Genomic DNA, 15,973 nt, shown 5'->3' with positions numbered 1-15,973 from the left:
CCGCCTACCTGCTCTCAAGATCCATCGTCAGCGCGTCGACGATCGCCGCAGGAAGCGGTACACGGCTTTCCTCAGCGTCGGTGTGCGCTTCGTCGTGGGCGACGGGTCGCCCCATCACGACGTCGAACCAGCCGGCGCGATCTTTGACGACTCGGAACATCTTCTCGTCGTGTGTGCCTGCCAGATACGGCTCATAGACGTCGATGTTGCAGCCGTCATGCTCGGCAAGAGCACCGATGCGGTCAAGCCTTCCGGTCCGTTGCTCCAGGACACTCGGGTTCCAGTCGAGATCATGGTGAATCAGGTGTCGACACTCGTGATGAAGGTCAATGCCCTCCCCCATAACCGAACTCGCCACGAGCACGTCGGGGGCAAAGGGAGTGTTGAAGACCGCCGTCAGACGTTCCCGGTCCTCCCGTCGAGTCCCACCGTGAGCTCGTCGTACCGGGTCAAGGCGAGCTCCCAGTCCACCGGACAAGTCGCTATCCCCGGATCCGTGCGCCTCCGCATCTGTCGTACCTTGGTCGCCCAGGAGCGCATCCATGACCCGCTTGCGTTCCTTCTCACCCGATTCAGCCATCCGCTCCCCGAACCGTTGCCACCGTGGCAACAGGGAGATGCCCTGCGAGTTCGATCCCGATATGCCTGCCCACAGCTGTTCAGCAGTCAGCTCTGTATGCAGGTCCGTGAACCTGACGAGGACCTCGCGCCTTCTCAGGTAGCGCACCGTGGCCTCGACCAACTTGCCGATCAGTGCTTCGCGTTCCCTCGGAACCGCGCCGGCGACATGCTCCCCGTAGAACGCCCGAAGGTGTCCGGTCACCAACTCGTAGCCGGGCGAGTCGCCTCGAAGGAGTCTGTCCGAGATCCTCCGGAATCCTGCGAGTACGACGTCACTGTCGGCGCCGGCCAGCCCGAGACGCTTGCGACCACTCTCGAGAACGAACTCTTCAATCCGCTGTGCCAAAGCCTTTTCAAGGGCACCTCCGGTCGCGACGTACCAGGCGAAGATCACGCACTTCTCGCCTTGTAACCAGAGCTGGGTCGCGCGGTCGACGGTTGCCTTGATTTTGGGATGCAACGATCGATCTAGACCGCCGTCGACCAGGAGAGCATCGATCTCACGGCGATACCAGTCCGCAGCACTGCCGCCGCGTTGGTGCCGAACCCCTACCATCCCCGAATCACGGTCCTCGTCGTCGGCCCGGGTATCCGAATCGAGGTCCGGTTCTGAGGAGCCAAGACGCCTGAACGCCTCGAACGAGGATGCGATGCCGTAGGCGAACAGTGGGCGGGAAGCGCCATCCTCGGCAGCCACCGACTGCGCTCGCGCAGCGAGCAGGAATGGGAGGACGACTTCGTCCGACACGGTGAGCCCATGCCTGCTGTCAGCATCGCTGGCGACAAGGATCGCGCCTCCGGGGAGATGAGTTCGACGTGAAGGCCGTTGGTGCCTGATCACCCAGGGCGCCAGGGCCTTGTTCATCGCCTTCCGGCTGGCGATCGAGTTCGTCGCGGAGCGCCACGCAGTGACGATTTGTGCGCTGGCCTCGGTCGGCGGGGGTGAGTTCTTGCTCCACTGATCAAACAAGTGGGCGTCTGCCGCATCGATCTCTCCCCAGTCGTGGTCGAACGTGACCGCGGCAGCCTGGGCGTTCTGGAGAGCTTCACTCAGAGCGTCGAGGCGATTTTCCAACGGCTCTGTCCCCTTCGGCATCGGTCGCACTGCCGAGAGTCGGGAGAGCACGCTGATGAGTTCCCGATGGCCGAGTTCAAAGGGTGTCGCCGTCATCAGGACGATCCGCTCGAAGATGTCGGACAGAGCGCCACTGGTCTCGGACTCGGCCCGCGGCGCGAAGAGCTGGGAGATCCGGGTCTGTTCGTTCTTGAGTCGATGCGCCTCGTCGACGATCAGAAGCGGACGCTTGAGGTTCGTCGACGACAGCACCAACCGCCACAGACTCTGCGTCACGATCTCAAGACTGGCTCTCGCCGTCTTCAGTTTGTAGGTGATCCCCGCCGATCTTCTAATCGGGAGGTCGTCGATCACGGCTCGAAGGTCGCTCAGATCGAGGCCACTCAGTGCCTCTTGCACCGCCAACGGAACAGGGTCATCAGGCAGGTCCTGGCCGGTGATATCGCTCCACACCTGGCGCCATTCAGCCGCAGAATGTGCCAGAAGAAGTGACACCCGGTCGGTGGTGAGACGCGAGTCACGCAGAAGCCCGTCTCGGCGGACGCACCATTTGGCGATGCGATCTCGCTGGGCCTGCACACCCGGCCTACCCTTGGTGGCGGCCTGGAGCAACGCCAGCTGGATGAAACTGTCCTTGAGCGACGCGGTCAGGGCGGTGTGGGTCACCACCAACAGGTGGCTTCTGGTTTCCTGAGGGTCGTCGAGCGCAGCCAGCAGCCCCTCTCCGCTTCGAATCGGTTCAGCAACACATCGAATTTCGACGTCGGGATCGAGCAACGCTCCGGAAAACTTGGCCCAATCATCGACCCACTTCTGGGCCACCGCAGGTGGGACGAGAACCACGACTTGTTGCTGTTTCTTCTTCTCAAGGATCTTCGAAACCGCCACGGCGAGTGCGACGTACGTCTTTCCCATGCCGACCTGGTCGGCCAGGATCACGCCCTCTTGCTCGTCCAACCGATTCAAGATGTCGCGAGCCGTGCGCCGCTGACGTTTCCAGTCGTCCTCAAAACCCTTCGCCGCATGAGTCTTTAGCTGCGAGCTCAGTTCGGTAGGCATCGGCGGGCCTCCTGCACACATCGCGTCGCGTAGCCCATCAGCGCGGTCTCGTCAGAACCGAGCGAAGCGACGTGGGCCTTCACTTGGTCGATCGCCCCACCCACGAGCGCATACGCCTCGGCGGTGTCCTCCAGCGCCTTGAACGTGGCCGCCCAGTTGACTCGCCCCAACTCCAGGGCGAGCTCGCCGAGAGTGAACAATCCTTCGGGCAGGTCCTGCTCGCCCTCAAGAACCGACTGTGCTGTCTTGGCGGCCAAGAAGTCCGGTGCCAACGGCGAGGCAAGTCGGGCCGCGAGCGCGTCGACCGATAACACAGGACGTTCCAGGCGACGTCGCAACGCCTCAAGTGCCGCCGAGAGGGCGCGTCCGCGGCGCAGCAACGTGGTCTGACTGTCGTATCGCTTGAGGGGGTCGAGCTCGAGTGCTCCGCCGAGGTTCTGTTGTCGAGTCGCCTCGTCACGCATTGCTTCGGTGATGGATTTACCGGAGCTCAGGGCCGCAAAGAGCTGGTGAGCCTTGAATGCACCGATCCCGGGACCAGGTGGCAGAACGTGGCGGTCGTCCGCCAACACTGTCCAACTCGCCGCGCCACCTTCCCAGGTAACCGTTAGGAAGGTGGGCAGGTGCTCGACGGAGACGTCTTCAACGAATTCGCTGGGGCGACCTAGCGTTTCCCAACGTGTGGCGTCGAGCACGACGCCGAGTTCCGTCCTGACCGTCCACTTCTCCGGCAGTTCCCGGGGATCAAGCGACAACGTGAGGTGCCATCTCTCGTCCGAGCAGTGCAGCCGGCAGAGTTGAAAACCCAGCGGGAGCACCGGCGGTTCCACCTCGTCCTCATCGGTCGCTTCGTCATTCGAATCCACGTCGGCCGGAACAGCCTTGCCCTGTGGAATTAGGTTGCGCAGCGCCTTGCCCTCGGCCGAGCCAGACGACGCTCCCAGCCACACATTTAGTTCTCGATGGCTGCGACCGCCCAGCCCGAGGCCCGCCTTGGTGTGGTTCGAGGATCCGACTAGTGCGGCAACCCACGTGTCGCTCTCAAGCAGCAAGCACTTCGCGTGGAGAAGCCGAGATGACTCCTGGTCGATAGGCCCGAGTTCGACGACCTTGTCCACCTGAGCTCGGTGGATCGGAGTGACCGGAATCGTGCCGTACGGCGAGATCACCGTGGCAATGGAATGACTTCGCGGTTGGCCGCGTCCCGTGAGTAGAGCCCGCACCTCCTTCACCGCGGTCGCGTCTGTCGAGTCCCAGAACGGCGACAGTTGGACGGCCCGTACAGGCTGAGAGCCCTTCCAGACGAGCGAGCTTCCCTGGAGAGGGCTCGCCCCTGGTTTGGTCGGGGCGAGACTCACCAGCACCTTCGAAGATCCCGCGCCCGAGGAGGCGATCCGATCACGGAAGATGCTCAGCGTCCTCTGCGCCTGGTCGTAGGCCGGAATACCCGGGCGCAGCCCTTGCACCAGCCCCAGCAACTCAGCCAATTCGTTCGCCAACTGTTCGAGGACAGGTTGTGGGAACAAGCAACCCGGTCCGAGGTCCGCCGCCAACGCCATTTCGATCTGGCGCCTATACCCAGCCGAAGTCAGGTTGGCCGACCCCAAAACGACACGAGTGGCGTTCTCCCAGATCAGAATCGCGACCTTCGCATGAAGTAGGCCGCCGCGGTGAAAGCAATGCAGGAGATTCCAACGCAAAGAACCGCGCTCCGCTGACGTGCTGCGGTCGGCAAGAACCGTGATCGACGGCTCGGTCAGCTTCTCCTCGAGCTCGATGCGAGCGATCGTGTCGTCAGCCGATCCGGTTTCCTCATCGACGGCTTGAAGGGCGAGGAAGCGCGCCAGGCAGTCGCGTTCGAAGAAGTCCGGATCCAACACGAATGTGGTCGCGAAAATTGCCACCGGTGATCCGGCGTCGGCAGGGGCAGACCAGTGGTCAAGGAGCGGTTGGAGCTTCATGACGTCTCCCGGAGGAACTGAACCAGTGTTCTCAGCCGCATCGGATGACTCCATCCACCTTCTGAGGCGAACGGCTGAGTCTGATACGGCCCGCGGACGAGCCAGTCGTCGGCGTACGGGTCGAGCCAAGACCGCTTGGCCTTGGCAGCCTGAACCTTCTCGTGCCGGTCCATCAGGGCATCGAACATCTCGTTTGGTCGCCGAACGCTCTCGAACGTCGATAGCGACTCGACCACACTCGTCGCGATCCCCGCATCGAGGTTTTCGGCGGCCGCGATTGCGGTCGAGACCAATGGTGCAACGCGCGGCGACGTCAGGGTCAGCACCTCAAGGCGAGGCGCGTCACTGGAGCGGAGAAGTCCGGAGTGCTGACCGGCGTGATTGAGGATTTGACGGAACGTGGTGTCGATGAGTGTCGCGCAATTCTCGTACGCGATCGCGGCTCGTAGCCGTGCCTGGGTCTCGCCGCTGGCACGGCGTACGAGGCCGGCGGCGATCTCCGGGTCGATGGCCGTGGCCTCGGGTAGATCACCGGCAAGCAGCGTGCCCAGCTCGTATCGGGCACCGCCGTTTAGAGGCTCGAGGATCAACGCGCGCAGCGCGGCCCGCTCGCGACCCTTGGCTCCCTGGGCAGTGACGTGGCCCGCGAGATCATTCAGGAACTGACCTTCGATCGGGGCTGTCGACTGGCCATGCTTGAGAGACCTGAGTACTTGTTCACGGATCTCGCGACGCAGGCTGTTGCCGGTGGTACCGGGCGTGCCGTCCACGAAGCCGGGCAACCCGGCTCCCTTCTCCCACGCACGGAGAAGTGGCTCGGCCGCCGCTGTCGGCAGCCCGTCTTGGTCCACCACACCGGCCGCGATCGCGAAAGGCCGGTACACGCCGGTGAATCCGAACACCCGCGGGCCGCTCAGATAGCTTTTCGCGCTAAGCCTTGCTCGTCCAGCGCGGGCCCGCTTCGCTTTGGTGCCTCCCGGGACACCGGCAAGTTGGTCGGGCCGGTTCACTACCAACGCCTCGACCACGAGCCACTCGAATGCGACGTCGAAGCGGGTCGACCCGTCGATCGACACCACGTCGGTCAGGTCCTGGCACGCAAGCGCCCCGGCAAGCGCGAGGCTGACGAACCGGGGCTGCGACATGCGGGCACGCAGACCGGGCACGATCGCGTCCGCCAATCGATCGGCAGCGGCTGAAAGGCCGAGGGGGTCTAGACCGCCCTCTGGCATATCCGCCTCGTCCAACTGCGAGAGCTTGGGCAGTTGAGCCAGCAGGCTCATCGTTGGTGGCCGCTCGTAGGCGCTTCGGAAGCCCATGCTTTAGCCGCCATCAGGGCGCTGCCGTGCGGGTCAGTATCGATCGTCGGGGGCACGTGACGATCTTGTCGTACTGCGGGCACGGCGGGGTCGAGTCTTCAGAAGTTTCGGAGATCAAACTCGTCACCTTGTCGGCCCGAGCGACAGCGTCATTCGCCTAGAACGCGAGAGAAAATGTCGGTGCCGCCAACTATGATGGAGGTAGCTCAGAAAGAGATGCAGACAAAGAAATCCTGGTAGTTGCACAGCAACCCGTTCGTGGATGGGTGCCCCAGGCGGTGATCGAGCTGGTCGCGGAACCTGTCCGCGACAACACGAAAGGTGGACGTCAATGACCCATGGTCCAGCAGCTGTACTTCTGTGGAGTCCCAGCCGGATCGACGCAGACGGAGTCTCGACCCAAGGTGTCGTCGAATGGAGTGTCGGCCGCCGCACGACCCTTGAGGTCGAAACCCCCGCCTGGCTCTTTCTCCAAGGCCGAGGTGCACGAGGTCTTCTAGGGCGAGGCACCGTGAAATCGACGCCGGCGTGGGACGAAGAAACTGAGTGCAACTGGGTTGACGTCGTGTTCGACGAAGTCTTGCCTCTGGAACAGATGTTGCCGGTCGAATCATTGCTCGCGAAGGCCCCCGGCGGGAGTTGGAACAACCGCTATCAGTCTGGGCAGTCGATTCCGGCCGAAGCGCACGATGTTGTCACTCAGCTCTGGCAAAGGTGGCTCTGTTCGAGTGACGGTCGAGGTCACAATGTCGCGGACGCTGTTGCACAGCGGACCATCGCCAACGGACGAGCCGAATCGGGCATGTTTCGGCGGCGCGAAGACAATGTCGTCGATATCGAGGTTGACGGTCAATGGCGACGTTTTTGGACCCACAACGCACTCGAGCTAGAACGCGCTGTGACGTTGTTGGGTCCGCCTCCAGTCTTCACCGACACGTTCGAGTCGCCGGTGCAGATTTGGAAGGACGAGCTTCTCGCCGTTGACGGACCCGATGGAAAACGCGTCCTGTTCTCGGTTGCGCCTATCGGCGAGGCGCGAGCTTGTGATCGCGCGCATCGGATTGGTGCGTGTCCCAACTGTGGTGGTCATGAAATCCAAGACCTTTTGATGGGAATGCCACCCGTTTCGTTGGTGGACGATCCGAACTACCAGCTCGGCGGATGCGTTGTCAGCGGTCACGAACCGGTGTACGTCTGCGCCACCTGTGAACATGGCTGGGGGTCGCTCGTATGAAGCTCCTCGACGTATCCCCCGAGGCCCTCGCCCAACTGGTGGACCATGGCGACATCGACTGCGAATGCATGCTCTGCCACCTACCGTTCGGGGAACCCCACCCGCCGATTGAATGGCGTTACACCGTTCGATTCCCCGGTCCCTACCCCACGCCCGGCGTAGAAACGATGTTGCTGTGCGACCCGTGCAAAGTCGATTGGGAGGAGAGCCAAGGCACGCTACAGGGCCATGCCGAGCGCGTTCACAGAGTCTGAGGACTTCGACATGGATACCTTCGCCGAAGATCGGTCGTTCGATGAAGTGCAGAGCCTGCTCCACTATGCGCACTTCATTCCACGAACAAGAGGATTTACAACTCAACACGTCGACACCCACTGGCCCGGCCACACGTTCAACGGGCTTGTCGAATTGTTCACGTCAGCCGGCCTTCTCACGTTGGTCTCGCCGCTGGGAGCCCTCATCCATGAATCCGGCGGAGTTCAGGAGGGGAACGACCTGACGAACTTTCGCCGCATTCTCTTCAACGACATGATCGAGTGGGCCGTTGAGTGGCCCGATGGTTCGTGGACCAAACCACCGTTGTGAGTGATCCAGTGTTTTTGCGGCCTCGCCCGCTGCGCTGGCCCGTTCAGCACTCGAGCAGGTGGCGACGCCTGACTCGACCATCTCCCGGAGACTCGAATGCCGTGGTCGAGGAGCAATCAGCGAATCGGAGATCAATCCGATTCATCAGCCGCCCTACCGCGACTGTCTTGTCGTTGTGTCACGACTCTGTCGTGGTTGTGGCTTGCGATTGTTCAAACGCGATGGCACTCCAACGGTTGCCGTTAGGTTTCTCGTATGTCCATCACACCGCCCGACACCGCAGGATCACAGTTCGACCGACAAGCCGAAGTCGATCGGATTCTCGCTGAGGATGAGACCCTTCTAGGTCGACTCTGGGCATACGACCGCGAGGACCTCACGGCAGAGGAGATCGGCGCACGGGAGGGCACGCCCAGCTTCGGTTGGGTATACAACTATCGGTCACTGGTTCGAGTGCTGCGCGACGGAGAAATACCGAACAGCCCCGGTCTCTCGATCCAGGCAGCACGAAGAGTGCGCGCATGGCTCAAGAAGATAGACATGAGCCCGGAGTTGCGTGCAGCGTTGGTGCAGCAGGAGTCGCTTCTGATGTCGCGTGCGGAGGATCGGCAAGCCCAATCGGAAGAGGTAGAGGGTGCTGTCGAGGCTACGAAGGCGGCAGAAGCGGCAGGAACACCAGGCATTTACGTGTATACCTTGCCCCACTACCTGCGATACCCCTACGACACTGAAACGGGACGCACCCTGCTGAAGGTCGGTCATTCCAGCGTGGATGCTCACTACCGAGCAGGGTCACAAGGTCGGCTCACAGCCCTTCCGGAGGATCCGATTCTTCTGCGAATCTATCCAGTCGAGGAGTCGGCACTGGCTGAGCGCGACTTTCACACTTGGCTGAAGGATGCTGATCATTCTGCGAGCCGAACTCGTCGAGGTGGGTCAGAGTGGTACCTAACCTCGTTGAGATTCCTCGATCGGATCGCCCGCTCAAAAGGTCTCGATATCCAGGTCATAACGGAGTTCGAAGCCGGTGACGAGTAGGGAATGGCCTCCTAACTCCTTCCTGGTCAGAGTGAGAGACGGGCTGAAATAGCGGCGTGGATTTCGCTGGAACAGAACGAATGCGCATACCTTTCAGACTCGGGCCGTCTGGCCAGCCCCGTTCATACCGCGTATGACGCTGTCGAGGGCGTATTTGAAGTGGCACTCCGCAGCGTTGGTCTTGCTGATCGGCGTCGCCGGATCGAACACACGCAGCAGGCTGAAGCGGAACGTGCTCGGATCTCGAGGGAGAAGCCGGATGTTGCCGCCGTGCCCGTTCATTTGGACCGTTGCTCCCCGGCGGCGCGCAACGCTGACTGAAGGTCGATCGCGTGCTTGCCGGTCAGCCGGATTCGCACTCGCTTGTCGTTGATGAGTACGGGAATCTCCACAGAACCTTGGCCCCGCTCGATCTTGATGTCGAGCAGCGAAGCGACCAGGTCAGTCGGCTTCGTCTCGCTCTTGTGCTGATACAGCGCCGCGCATAGCGGACATAGGGCAATCGCGTTGGCTACGTGAACGTACTTGCGATCTCTCGCAAACGGAATGGCTTCGAAGTACCACCGCCCACTGACCTTGAACGGAAGGAGCCGCCAACACGCCTGGCAGGACATGTCGCCAGCAGCGGTCGTGTAGTGCTCGCGCAGGTAATTCTTCGAATCAGCTCTCGCCGTGTCAGCTCCAACAACCACGCTTCGGAGCTTCTGCTCGGTGCGGTGCTGGGTGGCGTTGACCGCATCAGCAGTTGCGATCTCCGCGCGCCGAACTGGGTCGAGAGAACTAGCTTCGGCCAGCCGAGCATGATCCCGTTGCTCCGCAAGGAATGCCATGAGGTCCTCTCTCGGGATCTCTTCGAGATCTCGATAGATATCGAGGTTCTTGCTTGAGATTCCCAGCCGCTCGACCGCCTCGAGGTCTTGCTCGTACCGCGCCTCAGCTTGAGTCTCCCGCTCTCGGATTGCATGAGCTTCTGCCCCAAAGTTCAGTTCGATGGCCAAAGAGCCTGGTCTCGGTTCGACCCAGTTCGAGGGGAGATGTTGGCGCTCGATCTGACTTGGTCGGACCAAATCACCGTTCGGACTCGGGATCCAGGGCGCACTTTCGAGCCGCTGCTTCGCCCTGGAGTCGAACCTGTGGATCGGGTTGCTGGCGTTGGCCCGATAGGTCGCGGTCGCGTGGTCAGCACCGACAGTCGCGACTGCCTCCCAAAGGCTCTTGAACAACCGAGTGTCATTGGCGGCCACAATCGCATCGAAATGCTCGATGTCCCAATCGCGCTTGACTGTCTTAGCACTCTCTCGCGTCCCGCGAGCCCAGGACCACTCGAACATTGGATTGGAACGCGCCGACGCATTCACGAATCGAACCCTGTCGATGGCGCCGGCCTTGACGAGGAACTCAGCTATCCCCTCGATCTCGAGATAGATTCCCGGGAGCGCCCAGCGGGTCTGCTGGTAGATAGCGGCGAGACCGGTGTCGTGGAATGGTTCGTCAAGGTATATCGACTCCGGGCTGACCCAATCCCACTCTGCGCCGTCATCGGCGGCCAGAACGAACTCGACTCCTGTGAACATTTTCCGCGTGACCTCGGAGTCGGCACTACAGTGCTTCACAAACGCGGCCATATCCTCCAAATGCTTCGCAGGATGGTCGCCGACCTCTACAGCATCGAGGGCCCCGTCGCGATACGGCTGAAGACGAGTGTCAACCCGAGCATCGGCGTTCCAACGCTCGACTCCGACGGACTTGTAGAACGTACGCAGTCCTGGATCGTCCTGAACGTCGCTGTCGAAGTAGGCGAGCTCCACGGGCACACGTGCTTGGACCTTGTCGCTCCTGCTCTCCGGAAGGAAAGTCTCCGTCCCGCGGACATGGACGACCTCTCCTTTACGGCGCAGACGAACGATCGGAATGGTCTCGAGAGCATTCGAATCGAGTTCACCTGAATACACGCCGTGCCCGATCAGGCGGTAGAGGTCGAGGAGTTTGGCGTCACTCTTCTCGCCCAGCCATGCGGTCCACTTGTCGACCTGAGCTGGGGTAGGTGCCTGGTCTAAACGGATGTACCTTCCGTTCATCCATACATAATTCGTCGAGACCTCCATCGCCTCGAGCGCCGAGTTTAAGCCGTCCCAACCGAATTCTGCAGTGGCGAGCTGACTTAGGAATCGCTCAGCGCGCCCACGACGCGGCGCGATCCACCTCGGTTCGGTCGGGTGGTCCACCTCAGCTAGTTCGAGAAGCAGCGGGAGGTCCTTCATCTCGAGACCAGACCGCACTTCCTCCGGCGTACTCACCAGCTGTGTAGCCGGCGCGAATCCGCCACCGTAGATCGGTGCCAGCGCCTGCGTATCGAATGCTTCGACCACTGCGTCGCGGATCGCCGAATAGGGCCATTCGAGGGCGTCACCTGCGTTGGGAAGCGCCTCTAGGAGGCCATCGTCTATGAGGTCGAGGTCGCGGAACCCCGCCAGGTGCGACGCGATCAGGGCACCGATGTCCTCGACCAGCTGCTGATTCTCTGGCGTTGCACGCACGCTGTCACGAGCCACAGTCGATGCGAACGGTGCGTGTATGTGAAATCGGAGTCCGGCCTCCTCCTTGACAGCTGGGAAGTAGATCGAAACCTCACCCTCACGTTCGGCGAGGGGAACAATGCCCCGTGAACGCGGCGGGTTGGACCCGCTGGATTTACCCCCCTTCCTGAGCGGCCGCTTCTCCGAGAGGCTGAAGGCCGCCGCCACCGTCAGGGCGCCCGCCGCGGTTGGTTGCACGCTTGCCGGACCGATCAGACGCAGCCAGTGGGACTCTACGAAGTTTGCACCCTCAGACTTCTGGATCACGATTGTGAGGTCGTCGTTCTCCTTCCGGTCAAGAATCCCGATGGTGCCATCCGCGAGCGTGTAACTGATCGAGGAGATGTTGGTGAGGAATAGCAACGTCTTCTCGTCAAGGGCTCGTAGCGCCTTCTCGATCTCTTGGTAAGCGAGCCCGGCTGGCTTCTCGGCGCGATCGAAAGGAAAGGCGAAGGTCGTCTTGAGTCCGTCTATGACCGCGTCGACTTTTTCAGGGACGAAGAGGTCCACAATCGCGAACGCGTGTTCTCCGGAACGCACTTCAGGCCGGTCGGTGTAGGCGAACACTGCCTTGAAGCCCACTCCAAACTTGCCGATGAGCGTTTCATCGTCCTTCTTTGTCGAGTTCCCAATACTCGTGATGGCTTCGATGTCGGCGAGCCTGAACTGGCGTCGGCCGTTGTGAGTCGCCGTGAGGGCGGCGTCCGTTAGGTCGAACTCAATTGCGCTCGCCTGAGCGTCCTCCGCGTTCTGCAACAGCTCGTATATGAAGTGCGCCTCGTCCGGGTACAGCTCGGCAAGGAGTGTGCGTAGCCCCTTCTCGAACCCGTTTTCGCGCGCTGCCGTGACGTAACTCAATCGCTTTTCTCGAAGCTGAGTAAACGACCCCTCTTCGGGAACGGCCGACTCAGCCATGAATCACCTCAATCAGCCCGCGACACAGGAGTTCGCTCGTCAACTCGCTACGTTCGACGTCCTGGGCGAGTCGATGCGAGCGTGCGTCGAAGTCTGCCTCGACTGTGGCCAACTCAGACTCACGCATTCGTCGGATTCGGTCGTCGTTAGCCTTGGACAACTGGTCCTCAATCAACTGAACTCGCGCACCGTGGGTTGTCCGTAGCGAAGCCGACTGGCTTTCGATATGGACCCGAGTTCGTTCGACGTGTGCACCTCGCGCGTCTGACCACCGTATGTAGTGGAGTTCATCAAGTTCTGGCGTCGCGTCTTGCTGGCCGGGCACAGCGGCGTCGGACCCGTTCAGAAGCATCTTGGTGCTTTGCTCCGGATCTAGATTGGTAGCTGTAGTGAGGACAAGTTCGAAGTCCTCGCGAGACCCTAGATACGTCCACCCATGAATGCTGACCGGGTGGACGCCGGCTGGCAGATCGTTCGACTCGACCACCATCGAGAATGTGCTGTGGGCGGGGAATCCCGCGTTGTGCACGGCTGCGGCGCGAACCAGATCGTGAACTGGCGAGAGAAGCTCGATCTCCGAACTGGTTGCGCTCTTGGGATCAAATGTCAGTCGGCGCGACTGCTCAGAGGGCGTAGCGAGCCACCGTTCCCACGATGACGTCTCGCGACTGCTGCTTTTCAGATCAACTAGGAGGGCCGACCGAACTTCCTTGTCAGGGCGGAAGACGGCGACCTGACGATCAAACAGTGTGTCAGCGCGCTCATAGCCCTGGTCACGCAAATAGCCAACCACGAGACGTGCAAGTTGATCGGGCGCTAGCCACGGGCTGGCCGCCTGCTCGACTCCGTCGTCGTCGAGGTGCTTTAACGACAGGCCGAATAGTGACGACTCGCGCTCCTCAAGCTCTTGCTGCTCTTGGATCTTGGCGATCTTATTGTCCGCGAGCTGGCGAAGGCGCAGATCACGTTCATCTGGCGTGAGCTGGAGGTCGTCACCAATCGTGCGAATCTCTCGCGTGAGTTCCCCGAGGATCACTTCGCTTCCGCCGAGCGCGCGCTGGAACACGCCGATTCGCTCCAAGCATCTATGAAAGATCACGGCATCGACGGTGTTCGAGACAACAAGGTTCTTGATCGCGACAGTCTCGCTGACTTGGCCCCGGCGATCGATACGTCCAATGCGCTGTTCGATGCGCATCGGGTTCCAAGGGATGTCGTAGTTCACGAGGTAATCGCAGAACTGATAGTCCAGACCTTCAGTTCCCACCTCGGACGACAAAAGGACGTCGATTGCCTCCGGATCTTCCTTCGGCTTGGCGAATCGCGCGCGAAGTTCGCGACGGACATCATCAGGAACCATGCCGTGAACGAGGCCCACGCGCACAGGCGTGCTTTCGAGGTGCGCATTCAAGTACCCGAGTGTGTGGCGGAAGGTGCTGAAGACCAGCAGCTTGTTATTCGGCAGCTCCTGCTTGTCGCCGACGAGCCCAAGGAAGGTATCCAGTTTGGGGTCGTCGTCTAATTTCGCCGCTCTGGCCGCAAGATCGGTGATCTCACGAACGAATCCCTCGATTTCGGTCGTATCAAGCTTCTCAAGGTCGACATCTGCTTCGCTCAGCTCCTCAAGGGAAAGTTTGCGCGTGAGGAGATCGTCCACGAACGGTGCAAGACCGTTGAGACAACTCGCTGCCTGGCGCTTGAGCGTCGAAAGTATGAAGTCAAGGGATTGACCAGCGCCGCTCTCCCTCGTAATGCGCCCGGCAAGCTCAAGAAGGTCGTCATATACGGCTTCCTGCTCCGACGTGAAGTCGACCTCAAGTGTTTCCGGCTTGCGAGTTGTGAAGGATCCGATGTCCCGGCGGCGCGTCCGATTAATGAGTCCAGAGAATGTGTTGAGCGACTGGGTGAGACGCAATGCCTGGACACGTTCACGATCGTCGATCTCATGGTCTTCGAGAAGGTCGTGGAGTTCCTGCGCGCGGGGGTCTGCGAGCAGAACTTTCGCGCCCCATGTTGTGGCGAGCGCCTCTTCTAGATTCAGGAGCGCATCCAATTGCCATTCTTCGTCCGCGCCTCGTATCGCTTGCTCGACACTGGCCAGGTGGCTATTTGGTTGACGCATCAGCTCGAACGCAGATGTCTCGCCGAACAAGTCGGGACGCAGGAGACGCAGTAGCGTCTTTAGGTCATCGCTGCCGGTCTGGATGGGTGTCGCCGAGATGAGGACGGCGGCCTCGGCAGCGTCCAGGAAATGCTTGACGACGCGGTGGCTCCAGGTATCGCTGTTTCGGACGTGATGCGCCTCGTCGACGATAACCAGATCGAACTTTGCTGGCGGCATAAGCGAGGCAAGTCCGGTCCGCGGCCGGTGCCCAGACTCATCACCCAGGAGCAGCCGCTCGTCGAGCAAGGAGTACGGAACGATCGCCTTGCGATAACGGGCGGGCCAATGACCTTCCGATCGTGTCTCCTCGATGCAATGCCTGAGAGTTGCGCTGTCGAGTTGGGCAAAATCCTCGTCGAATCTTCTCAGTTCGTCGCGCCATTTGTGCTCGACAACCAATGGCTTGGGGCAGATGACCAAGATGGAGTCCAGCTTCTGACGTGCCTGAAGTTCCTTGATGATGAGGCCGGCCTCGATTGTCTTGCCCACCCCGACATCGTCCGCGATCAATAGGCGGGGCCTATCGGCGCTGATGAGCTTCATGACCGGCCGGTACTGGTATGGCTCGTAATCGATCCGGCCACTGTTAAGGGAGTAGAGGCGGGTAACTGCTGGATGGAGCACGTACGCAGCTGTCAGGCGCGCCTTCAACTCGTCTGCCGTGAGCTGATCACCGGTTGGCTCCTCGACGAGTTCGAGCTGAGACTCAAAGTATGTCTGCGTGACCTGCCCGTGGAACACCCCCACTCGTCGCTCGCCGGGGGAATCGCTGATGCTTAGGACGGCACCGATGACGTCGGGCCTGGCCTTTAAGCGCACCTTGGAGCCGGGTGCGAGGCCATGCGGCTGAACATACTCCGGCGGTTGAGCAGTTGTAGTGTCTGACGGCGCCAAGTCCTTCGAGGCGCTTACACGGGCCTCCGACAGCGCCTGCGTTCCCGCGGCATCGGCATGAAGCTCTGTCGCCAGGAGCGCCAACGTGTCGATGTCGCGGTAGACCAAACTTGGAGCGGGCTCGTGACCGGGTGCTTGGTGGGCCCACCGGTTGCGAATACTCGAGGCTTCCTTAACCCAGTTTCGGGCATCGTAGGACACGAATTTCCGTCCTCGAAAGAACTCCCAGTTCTGATCAAGAACCCGCAGGAGTGCAGCAAAATCAAGGTCGGCAAGGCTTGCCCAATCCCGATCGCGAGCTGTGGAGCGTTGTGGAAATGAGAGGGCACCAATGACCCCCCGGTCCCACCAGTCCGGCCCCATCTTTGGCAGATTCTCGGCGAGAAAGTCCCGGATCACAGTCCCTAGATTGACGAGATTCTCGTGCACATTTCCCCCGAGTCGACGAAGTAGGACCTCGTCAGCCTATCGAGTCGGATGATCGTACATTCGCGATCAGAAATATCCCTCATGAGGACGCGAATCTCCACGA

The 15,973-nt window shown here is 61.1% G+C and carries 9 protein-coding genes; 3 read left to right on the top strand and 6 right to left on the bottom strand.

Annotated features, from left to right (window positions below; genetic code table 11):
• Window positions 1-4 precede the first annotated feature (4 nt).
• Genes J2X11_RS08630 through J2X11_RS08620 form a run of 3 tightly spaced genes read right to left on the bottom strand, consistent with a single transcriptional unit; the run spans window position 5 to window position 6,035 of the window.
• Window positions 5-2,755 carry a helicase-related protein gene (locus J2X11_RS08630; RefSeq protein WP_309969467.1) on the bottom strand — a complete coding sequence of 917 codons (2,751 nt, stop codon included), beginning with the start codon at window positions 2,753-2,755 and terminating at the stop codon, window positions 5-7.
• A complete protein-coding gene (locus tag J2X11_RS08625) occupies window positions 2,740-4,716 on the bottom strand; it encodes a phospholipase D-like domain-containing protein (protein WP_309969463.1) in 1,977 nt (658 codons plus the stop codon). Before J2X11_RS08625 ends, J2X11_RS08630 begins: the two co-directional genes overlap by 16 nt.
• The gene (locus J2X11_RS08620; RefSeq protein WP_309969460.1) at window positions 4,713-6,035 is read right to left on the bottom strand and encodes a hypothetical protein; all 1,323 of its coding nucleotides are present in this window, start codon (window positions 6,033-6,035) and stop codon (window positions 4,713-4,715) included. The genes J2X11_RS08625 and J2X11_RS08620 overlap by 4 nt, the downstream gene beginning before the upstream one ends.
• 511 nt (window positions 6,036-6,546) lie before the next feature.
• Between J2X11_RS08620 and J2X11_RS08615 the strand changes: the two genes are divergently transcribed.
• From J2X11_RS08615 to J2X11_RS08605, 3 genes are all read left to right on the top strand, one after another.
• A complete protein-coding gene (locus J2X11_RS08615) occupies window positions 6,547-7,269 on the top strand; it encodes a hypothetical protein (RefSeq protein WP_309969457.1) in 723 nt (240 codons plus the stop codon).
• A 264-nt stretch (window positions 7,270-7,533) separates the two neighbouring features.
• A complete protein-coding gene (locus tag J2X11_RS08610) occupies window positions 7,534-7,854 on the top strand; it encodes a hypothetical protein (protein WP_309969454.1) in 321 nt (106 codons plus the stop codon).
• Window positions 7,855-8,109: 255 nt separating this feature from the next.
• On the top strand, window positions 8,110-8,892 hold the full coding sequence (locus J2X11_RS08605) for a hypothetical protein (protein WP_309969451.1): 783 nt from the start codon (window positions 8,110-8,112) through the stop codon (window positions 8,890-8,892).
• Window positions 8,893-8,985: 93 nt separating this feature from the next.
• Here J2X11_RS08605 and J2X11_RS08600 read toward each other — a convergent pair whose 3' ends face one another.
• Genes J2X11_RS08600 through J2X11_RS08590 form a run of 3 tightly spaced genes read right to left on the bottom strand, consistent with a single transcriptional unit; the run spans window position 8,986 to window position 15,870 of the window.
• The gene (locus tag J2X11_RS08600; protein ID WP_309969447.1) at window positions 8,986-9,174 is read right to left on the bottom strand and encodes a GIY-YIG nuclease family protein; all 189 of its coding nucleotides are present in this window, start codon (window positions 9,172-9,174) and stop codon (window positions 8,986-8,988) included.
• Entirely contained in the window at window positions 9,171-12,383 is a 3,213-nt protein-coding gene (locus J2X11_RS08595; RefSeq protein ID WP_309969444.1) for a sacsin N-terminal ATP-binding-like domain-containing protein, read from the bottom strand. The genes J2X11_RS08600 and J2X11_RS08595 overlap by 4 nt, the downstream gene beginning before the upstream one ends.
• The gene (locus J2X11_RS08590) at window positions 12,376-15,870 is read right to left on the bottom strand and encodes a DEAD/DEAH box helicase (RefSeq protein ID WP_309969441.1); all 3,495 of its coding nucleotides are present in this window, start codon (window positions 15,868-15,870) and stop codon (window positions 12,376-12,378) included. Before J2X11_RS08590 ends, J2X11_RS08595 begins: the two co-directional genes overlap by 8 nt.
• Window positions 15,871-15,973: the final 103 nt, after the last annotated feature.

This window comes from Aeromicrobium panaciterrae (assembly GCF_031457275.1).
In the GTDB taxonomy this organism is placed as follows: domain Bacteria; phylum Actinomycetota; class Actinomycetes; order Propionibacteriales; family Nocardioidaceae; genus Aeromicrobium; species Aeromicrobium panaciterrae_A.
Note: the sequence above shows the minus strand (reverse complement) of the source record. Positions and strands in the feature narration are given on the sequence as shown.

Excerpts from the sequence above, each read along its gene's own strand:
- J2X11_RS08630 (WP_309969467.1), bottom strand. The coding sequence starts at position 2,755 with ATGCCTACCGAACTGAGCTCGCAGCTAAAGACTCATGCGGCGAAGGGT.
- J2X11_RS08625 (WP_309969463.1), bottom strand. The coding sequence starts at position 4,716 with ATGAAGCTCCAACCGCTCCTTGACCACTGGTCTGCCCCTGCCGACGCC.
- J2X11_RS08620 (WP_309969460.1), bottom strand. The coding sequence starts at position 6,035 with ATGGGCTTCCGAAGCGCCTACGAGCGGCCACCAACGATGAGCCTGCTG.
- J2X11_RS08610 (WP_309969454.1), top strand. The coding sequence starts at position 7,534 with ATGGATACCTTCGCCGAAGATCGGTCGTTCGATGAAGTGCAGAGCCTG.
- J2X11_RS08605 (WP_309969451.1), top strand. The coding sequence starts at position 8,110 with ATGTCCATCACACCGCCCGACACCGCAGGATCACAGTTCGACCGACAA.
- J2X11_RS08600 (WP_309969447.1), bottom strand. The coding sequence starts at position 9,174 with ATGAACGGGCACGGCGGCAACATCCGGCTTCTCCCTCGAGATCCGAGC.
- J2X11_RS08595 (WP_309969444.1), bottom strand. The coding sequence starts at position 12,383 with ATGGCTGAGTCGGCCGTTCCCGAAGAGGGGTCGTTTACTCAGCTTCGA.